This window comes from Pseudonocardia ailaonensis (assembly GCF_039531635.1).
In the GTDB taxonomy this organism is placed as follows: Bacteria; Actinomycetota; Actinomycetes; order Mycobacteriales; family Pseudonocardiaceae; genus Pseudonocardia; species Pseudonocardia ailaonensis.
The window spans coordinates 193,998-213,311 of sequence record NZ_BAAAQK010000018.1 but is presented as its reverse complement, the minus strand read 5'-3'; the positions used below and the strand labels follow the sequence as shown (position 1 = coordinate 213,311).

Annotated in this window: 14 protein-coding genes; 6 read left to right on the top strand and 8 right to left on the bottom strand. The window is 74.2% G+C overall.

Annotated features, from left to right (window positions below):
• Positions 1-23 precede the first annotated feature (23 nt).
• The 4 genes from ABD324_RS23270 to ABD324_RS23255 all read right to left on the bottom strand — a co-directional run bounded on the left by ABD324_RS23270 (position 24) and on the right by ABD324_RS23255 (position 6,416).
• Positions 24-1,013: a hypothetical protein gene (locus ABD324_RS23270; RefSeq protein ID WP_344420856.1), complete on the bottom strand. Its 990-nt coding sequence runs from the start codon at positions 1,011-1,013 to the stop codon at positions 24-26.
• A gap of 62 nt (positions 1,014-1,075) precedes the next feature.
• Positions 1,076-3,298, bottom strand: a complete 2,223-nt coding sequence (locus ABD324_RS23265; protein ID WP_344420852.1) for a penicillin acylase family protein — start codon at positions 3,296-3,298, stop codon at positions 1,076-1,078.
• Positions 3,299-3,304: 6 nt separating this feature from the next.
• Complete coding sequence (locus ABD324_RS23260) at positions 3,305-4,810, bottom strand: sugar transferase (RefSeq protein WP_344420849.1); 1,506 nt, start codon at positions 4,808-4,810, stop codon at positions 3,305-3,307.
• Between the two features lie 115 nt (positions 4,811-4,925).
• Complete coding sequence (locus ABD324_RS23255) at positions 4,926-6,416, bottom strand: lipopolysaccharide biosynthesis protein (protein ID WP_344420846.1); 1,491 nt, start codon at positions 6,414-6,416, stop codon at positions 4,926-4,928.
• A 157-nt stretch (positions 6,417-6,573) separates the two neighbouring features.
• On the opposite strand from ABD324_RS23255, the gene ABD324_RS23250 reads away from it, so the two are divergent.
• On the top strand, positions 6,574-7,332 hold the full coding sequence (locus tag ABD324_RS23250) for a hypothetical protein (protein WP_344420843.1): 759 nt from the start codon (positions 6,574-6,576) through the stop codon (positions 7,330-7,332).
• 25 nt (positions 7,333-7,357) lie between these two features.
• On the opposite strand, the gene ABD324_RS23245 is transcribed toward ABD324_RS23250, so the two are convergent.
• Entirely contained in the window at positions 7,358-8,554 is a 1,197-nt protein-coding gene (locus ABD324_RS23245) for a GNAT family N-acetyltransferase (RefSeq protein ID WP_344420840.1), read from the bottom strand.
• A gap of 108 nt (positions 8,555-8,662) precedes the next feature.
• On the opposite strand from ABD324_RS23245, the gene ABD324_RS23240 reads away from it, so the two are divergent.
• Positions 8,663-9,787: a GNAT family N-acetyltransferase gene (locus tag ABD324_RS23240; RefSeq protein ID WP_344420837.1), complete on the top strand. Its 1,125-nt coding sequence runs from the start codon at positions 8,663-8,665 to the stop codon at positions 9,785-9,787.
• A 9-nt stretch (positions 9,788-9,796) separates the two neighbouring features.
• On the opposite strand, the gene ABD324_RS23235 is transcribed toward ABD324_RS23240, so the two are convergent.
• Together ABD324_RS23235 and ABD324_RS23230 are read right to left on the bottom strand one after the other, a co-directional pair.
• Complete coding sequence (locus ABD324_RS23235; RefSeq protein ID WP_344420835.1) at positions 9,797-10,834, bottom strand: hypothetical protein; 1,038 nt, start codon at positions 10,832-10,834, stop codon at positions 9,797-9,799.
• Positions 10,835-10,986: 152 nt separating this feature from the next.
• Entirely contained in the window at positions 10,987-12,258 is a 1,272-nt protein-coding gene (locus ABD324_RS23230; protein ID WP_344420832.1) for a glycosyltransferase, read from the bottom strand.
• Positions 12,259-12,317: 59 nt separating this feature from the next.
• Between ABD324_RS23230 and ABD324_RS23225 the strand changes: the two genes are divergently transcribed.
• From ABD324_RS23225 to ABD324_RS23210, 4 genes are read left to right on the top strand one after another with little or no spacing between them, the layout of a single operon-like run.
• Positions 12,318-13,484 (top strand): glycosyltransferase family 4 protein, encoded by a 1,167-nt coding sequence (locus ABD324_RS23225; protein ID WP_344420829.1) that lies wholly within the window; start codon positions 12,318-12,320, stop codon positions 13,482-13,484.
• Positions 13,477-14,730, top strand: a complete 1,254-nt coding sequence (locus ABD324_RS23220; RefSeq protein ID WP_344420826.1) for a hypothetical protein — start codon at positions 13,477-13,479, stop codon at positions 14,728-14,730. The genes ABD324_RS23225 and ABD324_RS23220 overlap by 8 nt, the downstream gene beginning before the upstream one ends.
• 56 nt (positions 14,731-14,786) lie before the next feature.
• The gene (locus ABD324_RS23215) at positions 14,787-16,883 is read left to right on the top strand and encodes an O-antigen ligase family protein (RefSeq protein WP_344420823.1); all 2,097 of its coding nucleotides are present in this window, start codon (positions 14,787-14,789) and stop codon (positions 16,881-16,883) included.
• Positions 16,880-18,031 (top strand): glycosyltransferase, encoded by a 1,152-nt coding sequence (locus tag ABD324_RS23210; protein WP_344420820.1) that lies wholly within the window; start codon positions 16,880-16,882, stop codon positions 18,029-18,031. The genes ABD324_RS23215 and ABD324_RS23210 overlap by 4 nt, the downstream gene beginning before the upstream one ends.
• Here the strand turns inward: ABD324_RS23210 and ABD324_RS23205 are convergent.
• The gene (locus ABD324_RS23205; protein WP_344420817.1) at positions 18,004-19,224 is read right to left on the bottom strand and encodes a glycosyltransferase family 4 protein; all 1,221 of its coding nucleotides are present in this window, start codon (positions 19,222-19,224) and stop codon (positions 18,004-18,006) included. The two genes, ABD324_RS23210 and ABD324_RS23205, sit on opposite strands and share 28 nt — an antisense overlap.
• Positions 19,225-19,314: the final 90 nt, after the last annotated feature.

The following is a 19,314-nucleotide window of genomic DNA, read 5'->3' as shown; positions in this document are numbered from 1 at the left end:
GAGCCGTGGCCGGACAGCCAGGTTCAGGAACCGTTCCAGCTGCGCAACACCTGCAGCTTGTCCCAGGGCAGGCGGACGAGATCGAAGTAGTCGAACGCGGCGCCCGCGGCGGCGTAGCTCGGGCCCGGGGCGGCACCCGCCTCGTACTCGAACAGGAACGACATCCGCGAGCCGCCGTTGTCGCCGCAGTAGGCGCCGTAGCGCTGCAGGGCGGTGCCGACGACCAGTTCGAAGGCGGTGATACCGGGGATGGCGGCCAGGTTCACGGAGGGGTCGAGCCGAACCCGCGTGCCCTCGGGGATCGGCGTGGCGACCCTGGCCATGTTCGCGCCGTCGGACCCGGCGGCCGGGTACCGGAAGTTCGCTGCGGGAGCGGCCATATCCGTGGAGAAGAACAACGCGTGGGGGATGTTCCGTGCGGCGATCTCCGACGCGCGGACCACGGCGGCGTAGCGAGCGAGCCGGGCTCCGGTCGACGACGAGCCGAAGGTCTCGCGGCCGTCGCCGTTGAGCGGAACCTTGGATCCCCACGACGCCGCCCACGAGCTCCGGCTCTGTCGGGCCTGCCAGAGGTTGAAGACCTGGCCGGTCTGAGGGTCGGCGACGGCGAGGTGACCGTCGGACCCGGGGGGAACCGGTGTGCCCGTCGGGATCGGCATGGTGTCCCGGCCGAACGGGTCCGGCCCCCACGCCGGCACCTGGCTGAAGGCGACGTCGTACCGCGGGGTCGAGGCGGTGATTCCCGAGGGTCCGCGAAGGGTGACTCCGAACTGGCGCATGAGGGCCACGTGCTTGCCCGTCCGCAGGAAGTTGACCATCTGGGCGGACTGGGGGTCGAGCACCGGACCGGTCGGGATCGGGTCCCAGAGCCAGTCCGCGGCGCCGAAGTAGGGGCGGACCGACGCCGCCGCGGCGGTCGGAGCGGCCGAGCCCGCGAGGACCGTGGGCGCCACGATCCCCGCTGCCACGAGACCGGGCAGGATCGTGAGCGCGCGGCGCCTGGTGACCGTCATCGTCGAAGACTACCCATTCGGGCGGTTCGCGCTGCACGGCCTAGCGAATTGACCAGTTCGGATCAACGACTCACGTCCATTCGTTCCTCGAGATTCTGATTGATCTCGCTGAGAGTGCGCAGGGCCGGTCGGAGTTCCCCCGTTTGGGCCAGTGCCAGTTGATCGGCCACGTGCTTGTTCCCGGGCTGCGTCGAATTGCCGTAGGTCAACAGGACGCGAGCGGTCGTCGTCGACCCGAAATGAATGGCCGCCACGTAGGAGTCGCCGAACGACACCGCGCCCGGCTTCCCGCTCGCGATCCGAGCGATGTCCGGCGAGAGCACCCGGAACGATCCGTACGGGTCGCCGGGGAAGCCGGAGGCCGGGAGGTCGACGTTGCCGCGCTGCAGCCGGGCGACGTTGCCCCACGGGACCTCGATGGCCCCGTACAGGTTCTGGATCCGCTGGGCCGCACGGCCCAGCGCGGACACGGCGGCGGCCGGATCCCTCAGGTCACGGGGGGTGCCCAACGGATCGGCCGGGTCATAGGGGGTGGTGAACAACTCGTCTGCGGAGTGCCCCTCCGGCAGGGCCTCGTACACCCACGCGAGGAACAGCAGCGCACCCGTGCTGGTCGCCTGGGCCTGCCGGTCCCAGTTCTCCAGTGCCGCCGCGCCGCGCCGGGCCCCGGTGTCGAGGGAGCGGTTGGCCGCCGCGACGAGTGCGGGAACGACACTGTCGGCCAGGCTGAGGTGTGTGTCGTTCTTCAGCCGGACGAGGTCGTCGAGGGACATCTTCGGTGTGGACGTGATCAGCTGGAGGCCGCGGCGTTCCCGCCAGCCCAGGCCCGGCGACGGCAGATAGGACGGGTACCGGGCGGGGTCGAGCTCGGGTACCGCGGGGAGGGTGAACGTCCACGGCGGGCTGTTCGAGTTCTGCACGAACCCGCCCGGTGGATCGATCACGGCCGGCAACCGCGAGGCCGGCAGTGTGGTCGTCCACAGGGTCCGCGAGTCGTCGCCCGGGACCGGTGCGTCCCAGGACCCGGAGTACGACGACGGCCGGTCCGGGACCTTGCCCGCGAAGGCGGCCAGGACGTGCCCCGCGTCGTCCGCGTAGAGGACGTTGAACATCGGTAGCTGTTCGCGGCCCAGGGCGGCACGGAACTGCTCGAGGGTGCGGGCCCGCGCCATCTCCCACCATTGCTCGAGCAGACCCGGCACCTGGGCCTGGTCCACCGCCGTGGCCCGGACCGCGAAGGTCTTGCCGCCCACGGTGACCACGGGGCCCTGCACCGCACGGCGGACCGTGACCTTCTCGGTGCGGTACCCCCCGCCGGGCAGCCGGACCGAGATCTGCCGGTTGCTGGTCTCGAAGTCACGGTGCCCGCCGTCGAAGCGGTAGCCCGTGCCGTCGGGGACCAGGCTGTACACGTCGCAGCCGTCGACGGAGTTGACGGTGTGGCTCCAGCCCAGGGAGTCGTTGAAGCCGATCACCGGGACGGGGAAGCCGACCAGCGTGGCCCCGTAGACGTCCACTCCCGGTGCGACCAGCTGGGATTCGTAGAGCAGCTCGTCGCCACCCCAACCCAGGTGCGGGTTCGCGAGCAGCAGCGTGCCGCCGTCCGAGGTGCGTTCCGGCCCGATCGCCCACGCGTTCGAGCCCGGGGGCGGGGCGTCGCCGCGGTCGAGGTCCGGCAGGACGCGCTTGCAGTCCGAGACGTCCGTCATGAAGGCGAACATCGTCCGGGCCACGTGGGCCAGCACGTCCGCGCCGGTGAGCGGGAGCAACGGGTCGTAGATCCGGTCGTGCTCGGCCGGGTGGGTGGTGGCGTACTCGGTCATCCCCGTGGCGAAGGCGTCGACGGCCGCACGCATCCGGGGGCTCTGCTGCGCGTACCACTCCGCGCCCCGCTCCCTCAGGCCCATCAGAAGGACCGTGCGGTCGGAGTTCAGCGAGGTCTCGCCGGCGTAGCGAGCGCCTTCGCCCCGTGCCTTCGCGTACAGGCCGAGCAGCAGGTTCCCGTGGCTGCGCATCTGCGCCTGTCCGAAGGCGCGGAACAGCATCGGTTCGTCGCCGGCGGCGATGTGGGGTACGCCCCAGGTGTCCCACAGGATCGTCGCCCGCCCCGGAGGGGGAAGCGGTGAGGTGATCGGTGGCGATGTCGTGCAGCCGGCGAGGAGGAAGGCGACCGCCAGCACCAGGCAGAGCGCCGTGCGGCCGAGAGGTGTCCGACGGTTGGTCCACCGGGGCGACGGACGGGGTTCGCCGTTCTCGTCGTGGGCCCGGAGCTCGGTGCGGCGCACGACGGGTCAGTAGGCCCCGCGCCCGCGGGTGATGGCACCGACGGTCTTCCAGAGGATCAACCCGTCCAGCGCGAGCGACCAGTTCTCGACGTAGCGCAGGTCGAGCCGGACCGACTCCTCCCACGAGAGGTCGCTGCGCCCACTGACCTGCCAGAGCCCGGTCAGACCCGGCTTGACCAGCAGCCGGCGCTGCGCGTCGCGCGCGTAGGTGAGGACCTCGTGGGGCAGCGGCGGCCGCGGCCCGACCAGCGACATGTGCCCGCACAGGACGTTGATCAGCTGGGGGAGCTCGTCGAGCGAGTAGCGCCGCAGGACGGCGCCGACCTTCGTGATCCGCGGGTCGTTGCGCATCTTGAACAGCGGGCCGGCGCCCTCGTCGTCGGAGACCAGGGTGGCGCGGATCCGGTCGGCGTCCGGCACCATGGACCGGAACTTGATCATCGAGAAGTCCTCGCTGTGCTGGCCGACGCGGGTCTGCCGGTAGAACACCGGGCCGCCGTCCAGCTTGACCATCAGGGCCACCGCGAGCAGGACCGGGGCGAGCAGGATCAGCAGCAGGGCCGAGCCGATCCGGTCCGCCGTGTTCTTCAGCATGCGGGCCACCCCCGAGAACGACGGCTCGGTCAGCCGCAGGAACGGCATCCCGTCGACCACCGACATGTGCAGCCGCGGTCCGGCGATCTCCATCAGGCCGGGGTCGACCACGAGGTCCACGCCGCGTCCCTCGATGTCCCAGGCCAGCTGGTGCAGCCGGCGGGAGGACCAGCCGGGGGACTGGGAGACCGACAGAATGCGGTACGAGCCGGCGGCGGCCACCTCGCGGACCGAGTCCAGGTCGCCGACGACCGGGACGCCCAGCACGTCGGCCGCGCCGTCCGGGCCCCGGCCGGTGGGGGTGCAGGCCCCGGTGACCTGCCAGCCGTGGTGGGTGGCCCGCCGGGTGCGCTCGATCATGACCGCGACGTTCTCGACCGAACCGACGGCCAGCACCTCGTGCAGGCAGGAGCCCGCGCCGCGGTGCCGGTGCAGCCGGCGGCGCAGCACGATCCGGAACAGGGCCGCGAACACCCCCGCGACGGGCAGGACGCCGAACACCCAGGGCCGGACCTCGGGAGTCTTCGTGGCGAGCCCGATCAGGGCGAGGGCGACGCCCGCGAGCACGACGCCGCGCAGCAGCCGGCTGAACTCCTCGGAGCCCTGACCCAGCAGCTGCGGCTCCCAGGCCCGGACGGTCGCGAGGCAGACCATGAATAGGACCGGCAGCGTCAGCCCGATGAGCAGGGGGAGATCGGGCTGGGCGGGGGTGTCGCCCCACCACTGGCGCAGGCCCAGCGAGGCGCCGACGGCGACGAGGTCACCACCGGCCGCGAGCCAGGCGTGCCGCACCTGCCACCGCGGCCGGGGGAGGGAGACGGGCCGGGGGAGCGATCCCGCGGTGTCGGGCGCCCGCGTCGTCGGCGTCGCCGACGGGCGTCCCGGCACGGGGTCCGCGAATTCGGTCTCCGTGTTCACAATCACTTTCCCCCTCGAAAGGCCCGCCCATCGGCCGGCCGTACGCCGGGCCCGCACAACGGAGATTTCGGTGGCGCCGGACCCGTTGGGGCAATCGTCCGTGGAAACAAGCGCGTTACTCGGCCGTCGCGGCGGACCGGCGCCGCGCGGCGCGGACCGCCCCGGTCAGCCGGGCGCCGGACGTGGGGGCGAACACGTAGAGGCTGCCGAGGTAGAGCACCGTTGCGAAGGTGACCAGGACCGCCAGCCGGAGAACCGCAGGCCAGGGCGGCAGAACCGTGCCCAGGGTCCATGTGATGATAGTCATAATGGCGGCGGCCAGGGCCGGGCCGGCGTAGACGCCGAGCTGGCTGCCGATCGGCAGGCCCAGCACCCGCCGGACGATCACGAGCCGGGCCACGAAATTGGCCACCTCCACGCCGATCAGCGCGGCGGCGACCATGGTCAACGAGTGCCCGGCGGCGATCCACAACACGGGGACGAGCACGACGAGCCCGCCGACCGAGAGATACGTGAGAATCGCCGGATGGCCTATCGCCTTCAACATGTCGCCCGCATGAAATGTGGCCGAATGGAGGGCGACGAAAACCGAAAGGAGCATCAGCGGTTGGGCCGCTGCGGCGAACTGGCTGCCGTACAACAAAGAGACCAGATCGGGGGCGACGGCGGCCATCCCCAGCCCGACGGGGAAGGTGATCGCCACGACCGTGCCGACGGCCGTGCGGTAGCCGTCGGCCAGGCCCCGTGGATCGTCCTGGATGCGGGCGAGCGCGCTGAAGAGCACCTCGCCGATGACGGTGCACAGGCTCAGCACCGTCAGCTCGGCGAGCCGGTAGCCCAGCGAGTAGAAGCCGACCTCCTCCGCGCCCAGCCGGCGGCCGACGATCGTCGCGGGCAGGTTGTAGACCAGATAGGCGAGGAACGTCACAGCCGTGACGGGCACGCCGAAGCGGAGCAGGTCCACCGCGATCCGGCGATCGAAGCCCAGCCGGAACGGGGGCCGGACGATGACCCAGTAGAGGACGGTCGTGATCAGGCTGCCCGCCAGCTGGGCCCAGACCAGGCTCCAGATCCCCGCGCCGGAGGCCGCCAGGCCGACCCCGACCGCGAGCTTCACGAGCGCCCCGCTGACCTCGGGCGCGAGCCGCCGCCCGAAGTCCAGGCCCCGGCGCAGGGTCGCCTGGGGGAGCGCGTTGAACGACGAGATCAGCAGGGCCACGGCCAGGGCGCGGACGATCGGCGTCAGCTCGGGATGGCCGAGCAGGTCGGCCAGCAGCGGCGCGAACCCGAGTGCGGCGACCCCGATGACCAGCCCGAACAGCAGCGATATGGTCAGCCCGGTCGGGAGCAGGCGGGCGAGCGGGGTCCGGTGCTGGACCAGCGCGGCCGTCACGCCGAAGTCCCGGACGTAGTCGAACAGGTTGAGCAGGACCAGGCCGAGCGCGAACAGGCCGAAGTCCTCCGGGCTCAGCAGCCGGGCCAGCACCACCGTCATGATCAGCGTCGAGAAGCGCGTGATGCCGAAGACGACGTAGTTCCACAGTGCTTGCAGGCGCGGGTTCCGGGGCGCGTTCGACTGTCGGCGCGGCGGGGCCGTAGTGCTCATGGTTCTCCTGGTCGGCACGGCGTGCGGCGCCGTGGTCCCGCTCCTTCTGTCGGACGGTGCGGCCTGGTGTTACCGGCCGGTTGCGCCGTGGGCGTTACGTCCGGGGCGGATCCGACGACAGATCGTCGACGGTGAATCGGGTGGAGAGGGGTACGGAGTGCTGCTGGACGGAGCGCGGACGGTCGTCGGCCGGGTACAGCGGGCGCGGGAGACCCACGGGGTCTCCGGGGTCGTCCGCACCGCGGGGGCGCGGGTGCGGCAGTGGGCCCACCGGATCGAGGAACACCACTGGTGGGAGGCCGTGCTCGCCGACGTGCCGCAGGCGCGACCGATGCCGGAGGGGATGACCGCGGGCCGGCTGCCCCGGGAGGACATCGACAAGGCGGCGTCCCTGCCGATGGTGAACTTCGCCGCCGCGGGGGAGCGCTACGCGGCCGGCGGGCACAACTGGGTCGCCCTCGACGAGACCGACCGGGCCGCCTTCGGGACCTGGGCCTTCCCCGGGAAGGTGCCGCTGCGGGTCGGGCACCGCGGATGGGCCACGCTGCCGGCCGACGTCGTCGGTGTCGAGGACGGCGCGACGACGCCGGCGGCCCGCCGCACGAACGTCGCCATCGCGGTGCTGGGCGTGATGGCCGACACCTACACCGCGGAGGGGATGCGATCTCTCGTGGCCAAGACCGCCGTGGGCAACCGCCCGGTCTACATGCTCCTCTCCCGCGCCGGCTACCGGCGCGTCGGGCTGATGCGCTCGGTGTGGATCGGCCCGCTGCGGTTCGCGACCTTCACCGACGTCGAGGGACCGGTGGGCGCCGCCCTCGAGGCCGAGCTGGGCGGCGGCCTGCCGGGGAAGGCGCGCCGGACGGCCGCCCGCCTCGCCGGGTCGCTCCGGCAGCGGACGGGCCGCGCCGGCTAGGCCGGCCGGGACCGGTCACGACCGGTCAGGACGACCGCTCACGCGCGGAGCCGACCCGCTCCCGCGCGGAGCCGAGCCGCTCCCGCGCCGAGCCGACCCGCTCCCGCGCCGAGCCGACCCGCTCCCGCGCCGCGGCGGCCCCCTGTCCGGCGGCCACCCCGGCGCGGTCCCGCAGCACGCGGATCCCGCCGAGCGCGACGGCGCGGGGATGGGCGAGGTCGTGCTCCGCCCAGACCAGCGGGTTCTGCTCCCCGGCCGAGAGCTGTCGCTTGTACTGCGCGTCCCCGGCCAGCAGCTCGTACTCGCGCAGGCCGGCCTGCCGGAAGTGCTCGGCGAACACGGCGTGGCCGAGCAGCCCCGCCCGCTTCCTGACCTCGTCGTACTGGGCGAACCCGCCCTGGTAGTAGAGGAACCGGCCGTCGTCGATCCAGCCGACGACGCACCCGATCAGCCCGTCCGCGCCGGCCAGCCTGCCGACCGCCGCCCGGCCCTCGGCCAGGAGCCGGAGCAGGACGTCGCGGACGAACCCGTGCCGCCGGATGCTGGCGAACGCGCCCGGCTCGCCCTGCGCGGTCCACCGCCGCTGGTGCAGGCGGACCAGCTCGTCGAAGATCTCGCGGGCCCGCTCCGGTTCGGTCGCGAGCTCGGGCTCCTCCGGGCCGAGGGCCTCGACCGCCTGCCGGACGAGGCGGCGGGTCGAGCGCCCGAGCGTCTCCATCACGGTCCGGTCCGGGTCGAGCCGGACCGTCCACGACGGCGTCTCGCGCGTCGCGAAGCCCAGGTCGGCGCCCAGCAGGGCGGCCGTGCGGGGCACGACGCCGTCCAGGGTCAGGGTGTCCCAGCGCGGGACGGTGCGCACCGCCGCGGCCACCGCCCGGCACACCGCGGGCAGCTCCTCCGGGGCGCACAGCAGGTCGTTGTACTCGACGAACACCGACTCCGCGACCGGCTCGCCCGCGGTGCCGAGGTGCAGCCGGCGGCGCGGAAACACCCGGGGGCCGGTGCGCGAGAAGGTGACCAGGGTGGTGGCCACCGGCTCGTCGCCGCGGTACGCCACGAGGAACCGATGAGGGACGACATCGCCGAAATGCTCGAGCCAGGTCGAGGTCCAGGTCCATCCGGCAGCCAGGGCCGGGGTCGCGAGGCCGGCCTCGACGCGCCGCCAGAGCTCCCCGGCCTCGTCCCGGCGGTGGGCCGGCAGCAGGCTGACCGTCAGCGACATGCGATTCCTTCGTCTCGTCGGGGCGGACTCGTCGGGCCCTCGGGCGGCGCCAGTACGGTCGTCACGGCCGCTGACCGCAGGGGAACAGGGGCCGAGGGGGAGGGAACGATGTCGGTGGCGCACGGCCTGACGGGGATCGAGGCTATCAGCGGGGAGCTGGAGGACCTCCAGCTCGCGTGCGGCACCCACATCATGGCCCGCTGGACCTGGCTGGGGGTCTGCGCGCGGGTCGACCCGACCTACGAACCGCTGGCCGTGACCGTCCGGGAGGCGGACGGGAAGCTCGCCGGCGCGGCCCTGCTCGGCACCCGGGTGCGGGCCGGCCTGCGGGAGTTCGTGGCGCTCGGGCACGGTCCGACGGACGCCGCGGCCCTGCCCGTCCGCAGCCCCGACGTGGCGCCGCGGCTCGCCGCCGCCGTGCTCGCCGCGGTGTCCGCCGAGCGCCTGCGGCCGTGGCGGCTGGTGCTGCGCCACCTGCCCGCGGGCGACCCGGTGGCCGTGGCGCTGGCCGCGCGGGCCCGCCACGCGCGCCTGGTGCCGGACGAGGTGGCCCCCCGGCTCGTGCTCGAGGCCGGCAAGACCCGGCTGCGGGACTACACGAGCAAGCAGTACGTGAAGAACCGGCGGCGGCAGGCCGAACGGCTGGAGGCCGAAGGCGTCACCGCTGTGATCGACACCACCACCGATCGCGACGAGATCGCCGCGGCGCTACCGATGATCAGTGCGATCTGCCGGGAACGCGACCGCGAGATGGAGCGGCGCAGCATCGTCGACCTGTGGTCGGGGCGGTTCTTCCCCGAGATCGTCACGGCGCACGCCGCGCGCGGGGAGATCCTGCTGCTCCGCGCCCGGATCGGCGAGGACCTGGCCGGCTACGCGCTCTGCCTGCGCGACGGCGACGCGCTGCGGGTCTGGAACTGCCGCTTCGACCCGCGGTGGTCGACGTTCGGCATCGGGCAGCTCTGTCGCTCCGCGCTGATCGAGCACGGGATCGAGACGGGCGCGGGCAGCATCGACTGGCTGCTCGGGGACGAGCCGTACAAGGCGAGCATCAGCAACGACCGGGTGGCGGCGGAGGACCTGTTCGCCTCCTCGCACGCGGTCATCGGGGCGGCCACCACGCTCGCGCTGCGGGTCCGCGACCAGGCCAGGGAGGCCACCGAGGACGACGCGACGCCGCCGACCTGGGTGAAGGTCGTCCGGACGATCGGCAAGCCGTTGCTGGGGTCCTGACCCGCCCGGTCAGCCCTGGTGCCCCGTGCACCGGTTCCCGATGGGGGGGCCGGTGTAGGGGGGCTGCTCCGCGCCGGAGTCGAGGACCTGGAGGCGGTCGAAGGGGATCGCCTTGATGTCCGCCCACGGGCCGTCGTTCCAGAACGACTGGTAGGGGTCCGCGGCGAAGCTCAGCGGCTGCACGCCGTAGAGCGTCAGCCCGCCGCTGGTGTCGCCGAGGAACATCCCGTACGTCTGGAGGGCCCGCGCGACCGTGCGCTCCTGCGGGGTCAGGGTGAGCTTGTCCAGGTCGATCGTGGGGTCCAGCCGCAGCCGGGAGCCGATCGGCAGGGCGCCCGCCTGGGTGGTGAGCCCGTCGCTGCGGGTGGCCGGGGCGACGTAGCCCCCCTTCTTCGTGAAGGGGTAGGCGAAGACCAGCGCGTGATCGATCTCACCGCGCCGCAGCTCGTCGGGCCAGATGAGGCCCGCGGCGATGGAGAACCCGGCGGCCCGGGTGCCGAGCCCGTCGGGATAGATGCCGGTGCCGTCCGAGGGGGTGGCGTTGACCCAGTCGGCGGTCCAGCCGTCGCCCTGCGGCTTGGCCCGGAAGAACTCGTAGATGCAGCGGTTGTCCCGGTCCAGGACCGCGAGGTGACCGTCCTCCGCCGGGTCGGCCGCGGCGTTGGCCGGCACCGGGACGTCGTCGAGGCGGGTGCCCGCCGGGGCGTACGGCGCTGTCGGGGCGATCGAGTAGCGCTTGGTGCCGGGGTCGGCGACGAAGATCGGCACGGAGAAGCGGCGCAGCGAGATCACCGGAGCCATCCCGGCGAGCCGGCTCACGAACACCCCTGAGTCCTTGCGCACGGCCGCGTCGGGCGCGATCGGCGTGGTCCAGATGCCGCCGGGCGCGGCGAAGAAGTCCGAGCTCATCGGCGAGGAGGCCTGATACGGGGCGTCGACCGGCTGCGCCGACCCGCACGCCGCGGCGACCAGACCCACGGCGAGAGCCGCCGCCGCCCACAGCGGCGTCCTGCGGACCCGCCGTCGATACCACGTCCGAGGGGTCACGAGCACGGAGGCTAGACCATGCCGGAGCGGTGCAGCCGATCGTGGGGACTCGCCACATTGCCGAAACATCGGCGCCGTGCCCGACGACACCCCGGGAGAGGCCACGGCGCTCCGCCGCACCCACGACTCGGAAGCAGGACATGCACGCGCACTCAGACCAGACCGAGAGCCCGGTCGTAGGTCTCGTTCACGGCATCCTGGGCGTAGCGACGCCGGAAATGCCCGCCGGCCTCCTCGGAGAGGCGCAGGTTGTGCTCCGGCTCGGCCAGCAGGGCGGCGGCGGCGGCGAGGTCCGCCGGCCCGTCGGCCACGACGATCCCGCTCCCCGCACCGGACCGGACCCCCTCGGCGCCCAGCGTGGTCGAGAGCACCGGCAGCCCGCGGGCCAGCGCCTCGATGATCTTGATCTTCACCCCGGTGCCGAAGCGCAGGACGTTGAGCAGCGCCGTCGAGCGGGCCAGCACCGAGTCGAGGTCGGGTACGAAACCCTCGAGCTCGACCGTGTCCGCGTGCCGGGCCAGCAGCTCGCGCGCGGCGGGCGACGGATCGCGTCCCACCACCTGCAGGCGAGCCTTCGGCAGCCGGTCCAGCACGGCCGGCCACACCTCGCGCAGCAGATGGGTCAGACCGTCGTCGTTGTGCGGGGCGGACAGCAGCCCGAGGAACACGAAGCGCGGTTCGGCGGGCACGTCCCGGGCGACGGCGGACCGGATCGGCAGGGACGGCGGCAGCTCCACGACGCGGCCCTCGGCGACGCCCGCGGTGCGCGTCAGGGTCTCGGCCTCACGGGCGCTCACCAGCAGGCAGCGGTCGAACTCCCGCGCCGCCCGCACCTCACTGCGCGCCGAGAGCCCGCTCTCCACACGCATCAGCAGCCGCTGCACGGCCTGGTTGCGGGCGACCGGACGGAGGGGGCCGGGAATCTGGTCGGCGAAGGTGCCCAACGCGTCGACCTGCACGTCCGGCAGCCGGCGCACGGCGTCGAGCATGCGGCGGTAGCGCAGGGACATCAGGTCGTCGAGGTAGCAGACGCGCAGGCCGGGATGGCCGAGCGGCGCGAGCTGGCCGGTGCGCACGGTGTCGTACACCTGCAGGTCGACGTCCAGGCGTCGCAGCAGGTCGCCCAGGTCGCGGCGCACCGTCGGGGACCAGAGCAGGCCCTCCTGCATCGGGGCCCGGCCGGGCACCGTGCGGGTGAGCAGCCCGCCGAGACGCTCGCGGGTGGACGGACCGGGCACGTGGTGCGTCCGGACCTCGTCGGAGCGGATCGCGGTGCCGCCGATCAGCACGTAGTGCACGTGGTCCGTGCCGAGCCGGTCGGTCAGGTGGCGGACGAGCCCGGCGAGGACCTTCGGCTTGCCGCCGTCGCCGGTGAACGGGTCGACGATGCTGATGACCGCCGCCGAACGGGGAGCAGGGCGCATTCGGCCACGATATCCACCGGTCTGTGGGCGTCCGTCGCGGTGACGGCGGGTGCGGCCCGATGAAGGTCCTGCACGTCATCGACTCCTTCTCCTACGGCGGCGCCGAACGGCTGCTGGCCACCATGAACTCGGTCGCGCCCGCCGCCGGGCTGCAGATGCGGGTGGCCAGCCTGGCCCCGTTCAGCCCCGAGCGGTCGGGCAGCCTCGACCTGCTCACCGGCGCCGGGCTGGAGCCCTCGTTCGTCGGCGTCCGCAGGCTGCTCGATCCGAAGGCGATCCCGTTGCTGCGCAAGGCGATCCGGGAGTCGGGGGCGGACGTGGTGCACGCCCACCTCGGTTACTCCGCGACGCTCGTGCCGATCGCCGCACGGCTGGCCGGGGTGCCGTGCGTCTCCACGCTGCACCACCTGCCCGCCCCGACCACGGACCGGCGGCGCGCGCTCAAGGAGAAGCTGTGGACCCGCTCCGCCGAGCGCGGCGCGGCCCTGGTCTTCGTCTCCGAGGCGGCCCGGGCGGCCACCGCGCAGGTCGTCGGCAGGCCGAAGCCGACCTGGCGGGTCCTGCCCAACGGCGTCGACATGTCCGCGTTCCGGCCGGTCGCCGGGGGACGGCGCGCACCGCTGCCCCCGGAGCTCGGCATCCCGGACGACGTCCCCGTCGTCACGGTGGTGGCCGCGCTGCGCCGTGACAAGGGTCACGCCGTCGCGGTCGAGGCGTGGCCGAAGGTGCGGGCCCAGTTCCCGGACGCGGTCCTGCTGATCGTCGGGGACGGGGACGAGGCGGCCGCGCTGCGCGCGCGGGACGCGCCCGGGGTGGTCCTGGCCGGGGCGCGCGACGACGTGCCGGACCTGTTCCGCGGATCGACGCTCGCGCTTCTGCCCTCGTTCACCGAGGCGTTGCCGACGGCACTCATCGAGGCCGCGGCCTGCGGGGTCGCGGTCGTCGCGACGACCGTGGGCGGGACGGCGGAGATCGTCGAGCACGGCCGGACCGGGCTGCTGGTGCCGCCCCGCGCGGTCGAACCCCTGGCCGACGCGATCGGTACGCTGCTCGGTGACGCTTCGCTGCGGGCACGCTTCGGCGAGGCAGGACGGCAGCTCGTGCTGGAGCGTTTCGAGCTGAACGGGTGGGTGCGCAGGATCGCCGACCTCTACGAAGAGGCCGCCGGGCAGCGCCGCGGCCGGCTGGGTGTCGTGCGTGGCGACGGCGGGGGGAAGAATGGCTGAGCGGGTTCGGAATCGACGAACGGCGATCCTGGTGATCGCGGCGGCGCTGCTCGGGGGGCTCGTGTTCGTCGCCGGCACGCTGCTGGTCCTGTCGCAGCAGACGCCCCGATACCGGGCCCAGGCCCAGGTCGCCCTGCTGCCCGGCCCGAACGTCGCGCCCGAGCGGATCGCGGACTACTGGGAAGCCCTCAGCCGGGGCCAGGCGGGCGCGACGGCCGCCGAGGTCCTCAGCCAGCGCCGGTGGCTCGATCCCGCCGCGCGCGCGGCCCAGGTGCTTCCGGCGAGCCTCGAGGTCACGTCCGGGGTGGTCGCGAGCACCTCGCTGATCAACGTCGATGTCTCCGCCGGGTCCGCCAAGGCCGCCGAGGTCGCGCTCACCGCCCTCGTCAACGAGGCCACGCCGGTGGTCGAGCAGGTCTCCGGGCCGTTCACCCTGCAGATCGTGCAGAGCGCGGACGGCAGCGGGACCCGGATCGGTGCCGCGCCGAAGCAGGTCGCGGCGGTCGCAGGAGCTGTCGGGCTGCTGATCGGGGGCGGGGCGATGCTCGGCTACCGCCGGCGCGGTGCGGCCCGCGCGGCCGCCCGGGCCGTCGAGCCCGGCACCTCCGCTCCGCCCGCCCCGTCCGCCCGGCCCGAACCCGTGGCCCGCACCGAGGCGCCCCCGGCCGCCCCCGTCAGGGCCGAGCCGGTCCGCTCCGAGCCGATCCGTTCCGAGCCCGTCCGGGTGGAGACGCCCCGCGTCGACGCCGGGCACCCGGAGTCGCGGCCCGAGCCGGTGCGCCCCGAGCGGCAGCCCGCCTCCGAGCAGCCCGCCCCGGCCCGCGTGGTGCCCTCGCCCTCGCCGCGCCACGGCGTGCCGGTCAACGGGCGACCGCCGGTCGTCCCGGCGGCACCGGTCGCCGCGCCCGGCAACGAGGAGACGACCGCGCTGCCGGTCCGCCCGCGCCCGACCTACACCGAGCTCGCCTCGCCGACCGCGCCGATGACCTCGGCGGCCCGCGAGGCCTGGGAGCGGCGGGACCAGCGGGAGCAACGGGACCAGCGCGAGCAGTACGACCAGCGCGATCCCCACGACGACGGCGGTTTCGGCCGCGGCGCCGACCAGGCCCACGGTGCGGACCGGAGCAACGGCCACGGCGCGGACCGGAGCAACGGCCACGGTGCGGACCGGAGCAACGGCCGCGGGGCCGACCCGGAGCGCGACGAGGTCGGGGACCGGGTCGGCCGGCGCTCCGTCCGGCAGTGACCCCGGCGCCGGGGGCCGCCCCTCCGGTGACCGCTCCTGCTCTGCCCGATTCTCCGGTGCCTGCTCCCCGGGCACCGCAGGGCGAGGCGCCGCCGGCGGTCGACCCCTTCGCCCCGTCGCCCCGTCGCCTCGCCCCCCTGGTGCCGACGGGCGCGCTGGGCTGGGGTGCCGTCGGTCTCGGCGTGCTCACGGGGGCCACCGCACTGGTCGCGGGCGTGATGCCTGCGCTCCTGGTGCTCGGGGTGTTCCTCGCGGCCGTGGTCGGGCTGTACGCCGTGCGGCGGCCCGCGATCGCCCTGATCTTCCTGGTCGCCGGGGAGTTCTCCGACGCCGGACAGGTGCTGGCGTCGAACGGCATCCCGTCGGTCTACAACGCGTCGCTGCTGCTCGGCGCGCTCTCGATCATGCTGGCGTTGTTCGACCGCGACTCCCGCGCGCGGCTGCGCACCTTCCCGTGGCTGCCCGCGGCGTTGCTCGGGGTCTACCTGCTCAGCGAGATGCCGGGCGTGTTCAGCAGCGTGGCGCCCGACGCCACGTCGTCCTTCGTCGCGGACCAGTTCAAGGACGCGTTGTTCCTCGTCATCGTCCTGGGGCTGGCGCGCCTGGTCACGCGGCCCTGGTGGGTGGCGGCGGCCCTGGTCCTCCCGATCGCGGTGATCTGCGGGTTCAGCGTGGTCAACCAGGTGTTCCTCGGCGGTAGCGCCACGGCCACGTTCGGCGGGTTCGCCACGATCAGCGCGGCCTCGGGTGAGGCGATCACCACCCCGCGCTACGCCGGCCCGCTGCCGGACTCCAACTTCTGGGGCCGCTACCTGGTCCTGGCCCTGCCGTGCGCCCTGGCGCTGATGCGGCGGGCGGTGGTCCTCCGCCGCGGCCGGTGGGTGCTGCTGTGGGCCCTGTGCACGGTGCTGACCGTCGCCGGCATGTACCTCACGCAGTCCCGCGGCACGCTGCTGGCGTGCGCGATGGTCCTCGTGCTGTGGTTCGCGACAGCAGGACCGCGCATGCGCCGGCTCGGCCTGATCCTGTCCCCGGTCGTGCTCCTCCTGCTCTTCGTCCCCGGCGTGGGCAACCGGCTGGTGAACCTCGACGCGGCGTTCGACAACCAGCCCGCCTACGCGATCGACCCCTCGATCGTCGAGCGGACGGCGGCGCAGAAGATCGCGCTGCTGATGTTCGAGGACCATCCGGTCGTCGGGCTGGGGCCGGGCGCGTTCGGCTCGGCGGTGCCCGACTACGCCAGCCGCAGCAACGGACTCCTGATCGGCACCACGCGCGCCCCGCACAACCTCTACCTGCAGCTCCTGGCCGAGGCCGGCATCGTCGGGCTGGCCGGCTGGATCGTCCTGATGGGCGGGATGGTGCTGCTGGCGTTGCGGATCGTGCTGCGGCTGGCCCGGGCGCGCGGGCCGGACTCGCCGGAGCGGGTGCTCGCCGCCGCCCTGCTGACCAGCGTGCTCGGCTGGTCGCTGGCGAGCCTGTTCCTGCACGTCGCGTACTTCCGGACGGTGCTCGTCGTGCTGGCCGTGATCGGCCTGCTCGACGTGCTCACCCGCCCGGCGACGGCCGCGGGCCGACGGGCCGAGTGGGCTGCGGTGCGCGCCGCCTCCCGCCGGGTCGCGGCGACGGTCGTGGGCGCCGGTGTCGCCGCGGCCGTCGTGGTCGGTGTCGCCGTCGGGCTGTTCGGCCAGGAGAGCTACACGGCGCGGTCGAGCTACACGCTGATGCCGGCGCCGGGCACGTACGAGGCCTACTCCCTCGACGTCCGCAGCCGGATCTCCGTCCTGCCCGCCTTCGCGGGTGTGGTGGGGGGTGCGGTCCGCTCGCCCTCGGTGGTCATCGAGGCCGAGCCGGCCAACGGCCTCATCACCCTGACCGCCACCGGTTCCTCGGCCGACGACGCGCGCGGCCGGCTCGCCGTGGCGGACGAGTCCGCCGGCTCGGCGGTGGCGAGGTTCGGGCTCGACCGCGGGTTCCGGATCATCGCGGTGTCCCCGCCCGCCGTCACCGTCGAACGTGTGTACCCGACGACGGTGCTCGCCGGCGCGGTCGTCGCCTGGGCGCTGGTGGTGGGGCTGGGCTCCCTGCTCCTGCGCCGGTTCCGCAGATCCCGCCCCGTCCCGCCCCCGCTCTCCCCGAGGAGTACGTCGTGAGCCCGTCCCCGTCGATCCCCGCCGGCGGTGCCACCCCGACCATCCGGGTCGCGCACGTCATCCACTCCCTCGGTGCGGGCGGGGCCGAGCACGTGCTCGTCGAGCTGGCGGACGTCGCCGGTGCCGCCGGCCTGGAGATCGTCGTGATCGGACTGTCCCCTGTGGACGAACCGGTGCACGCGGCGACCTTGCGCGCCAAAGGCGTCACCGTCCTCCAGCTCGAGCTGGCCCGCTGGGACCCGCGCGCCATCCTGCACGTCGCGACCGCCCTTCGCCGGCACCGCATCGACGTCGTGCACACCCACCTCAAGCACGCCGACCTCGTCGGCTCGATCGCCGGCCGGGCGCTCGGGCGTCCGGTCGTCTCCACCCTGCACCTCATCGAGGACGCCCCGGTCGGGCGGATGGCCACGCTCAAGCGGCGGCTCGGGGTCTGGGGGCGCCGGCTGGCGACCACCACGATCGCGGTGTCCTCGGCCCAGGCGAGCTGGTATCGGGAGCTCGCGGGCCGCGCGGACACCGTCGTGCTGCCCAACGGGGTCGCGGCACCCGGGACGCTCGGGGCCGAGGACCGCGCGACGGTGCGCCGCGAGCTGGGCGCCGGCGAGGGAAAGGTCCTCGCGGTGACCGCCTCGCTCATGCGGCCCGAGAAGGGCCACGCCCTGCTGCTCGACGCGGTCGAGCGCATCCCCGCCGACGCCGGGATCGTGTTCGCCCTTGCCGGCGACGGGCCGCTGCGCGCCGAGCTGGAGGCGCGGGTCGCGGCCACGGCGGCGCTGCGGGACCGGGTGCGCTTCCTCGGGTACCGCGACGACGTCCCCGCGCTGCTGGCGGCGGCCGATCTCGTCGTGCACCCGAGCCTGGCCGACGCGCTGCCGACCACGCTGATGCACGCCCTCGGGGTCGGGACGCCCGTCGTCGCCACCCGGGTGGGGGGCATCGCGGACATCGTGACGCCGGACACCGGTGTGCTGGCCGAGCCCGAGCCGGCCGCCCTCGCGGACGCGGTGGTCGCCCTGGCCGGCGACCGGGCGCGGCGCACGGAGATGGGCGCGGCCGGTCGGCTGCGGTTCGAGCGGCGCTTCTCCTCGGCGGTGTGGAGCGCGGGCCTGCGCGCGATCTACGAGGACGCGCTGCCGGCCCGCTGAGGGGTCGCGGTGCGCGGCACACCGGCCAGGTCGAGGCCCTCGTCGAACCGGCGGGCCACCTCGTTCCAGGAGGACTCCTCCTTGGCCGCCGCGGCTCCGGCCTCGCCGAGCTCGGCCGCGCGCCCGGCGTCGCGCAGCAGCGCGGTGATCGCCTCGGCGAGGGCCGGGGCGTCCCCGGGCGGCACGAGCAGGCCGGTCTCGCCGTCCCGGACGACGGTCGGGATGTCCCCGACCCGGCTGGACACCACGGGCCGGGCGAAGGTGTGCGCGACGTGCGCGACCCCGCTCTGCGACGCGCGCAGGTACGGCGTGACCACCACCCGGGACCGTCCGAACAGGACCGGGACCTCGGGGAGGGCGACGTAGCCGGGCCGGGCGTCGACGCCCGGGGTGGTACGGCAGCGCTCGGTGAGCCGGTCCAGGTCCACGCCCGCCACCGCACCGGCGATGACCAGCCGCGCGTCGGGCACCTCGGCGCGGACCGCGGGCCAGGCGTCGAGCAGCACGTCGAGGCCCTTGTAGGCCGTCCACGCCCCGAAGAACAGCGCGACCGGGTCCGTCCCGGCCACCGGGGGGACCGGCGCGTCGCCCTGCAGGGCGGTGGCCTCGCCGTGCGGGATCACGATCACGTGGCAGCGCGGCGACCAGCTCGTGCGCAGCAGCTGCTCGGCCTCCCTGCCCAGCACGAACGCGACTCCCATGCGCTGCCACGCGGCCCGCAGGGTGGGCTCGAGGACCCGGCCCGTCTTGAACGAGGTGGTGTCCGTGGCCTTCATCGGGCGCGGCTCGTGCGACACCATGCCGAGCACGGTCCGCCGCAGCAGCCGGGAGGTCACCAGGACGCCGATGGTGTCGATGCTGAACCGCATCGTGGACCACAGCAGCACGTCCGGGCGCAGCGCCAGCAGGCGCCCGAGCAGCACGAACCAGGCCAGCACCAGCTGGCCGGCGCGGACCCCGCGGCGGATCTTGCGGACCCAGGGCGGGCGCGGCCGCTCGTCACCGGGGTGCCAGGTGGGGAGCACGGGATGGATGTGCAGGCCCGGCTCGGTGGCGCTCAGCTCCGGGCGCGGCCCGGTGAACAGGTGCACCTCGTTGCCCTGCGCGGCCAGCCCGCCGGCCAGCTGGGCGGTGAACTGGAAGAGCCCGCCCGAGGGGGCGAACTCGACGAAGGCGATCCGCCGGGGGCTCATCGGCGGGCCCCGGTCCGCAGGTCCGTCACTCGCCCGGGCACGATGTTGAGCACCGCATGATCGTAGCGATCGCCCTCATCCCCGGTGCCC

What these genes read in the sequence shown, in the direction of transcription:
- ABD324_RS23270 (WP_344420856.1), bottom strand. Translation starts at nt 1,013, where the DNA reads ATGACGGTCACCAGGCGCCGCGCGCTCACGATCCTGCCCGGTCTCGTG.
- ABD324_RS23255 (WP_344420846.1), bottom strand. Translation starts at nt 6,416, where the DNA reads ATGAGCACTACGGCCCCGCCGCGCCGACAGTCGAACGCGCCCCGGAAC.
- ABD324_RS23245 (WP_344420840.1), bottom strand. Translation starts at nt 8,554, where the DNA reads ATGTCGCTGACGGTCAGCCTGCTGCCGGCCCACCGCCGGGACGAGGCC.
- ABD324_RS23240 (WP_344420837.1), top strand. Translation starts at nt 8,663, where the DNA reads ATGTCGGTGGCGCACGGCCTGACGGGGATCGAGGCTATCAGCGGGGAG.
- ABD324_RS23230 (WP_344420832.1), bottom strand. Translation starts at nt 12,258, where the DNA reads ATGCGCCCTGCTCCCCGTTCGGCGGCGGTCATCAGCATCGTCGACCCG.
- ABD324_RS23225 (WP_344420829.1), top strand. Translation starts at nt 12,318, where the DNA reads ATGAAGGTCCTGCACGTCATCGACTCCTTCTCCTACGGCGGCGCCGAA.
- ABD324_RS23220 (WP_344420826.1), top strand. Translation starts at nt 13,477, where the DNA reads ATGGCTGAGCGGGTTCGGAATCGACGAACGGCGATCCTGGTGATCGCG.
- ABD324_RS23205 (WP_344420817.1), bottom strand. Translation starts at nt 19,224, where the DNA reads ATGAGCCCCCGGCGGATCGCCTTCGTCGAGTTCGCCCCCTCGGGCGGG.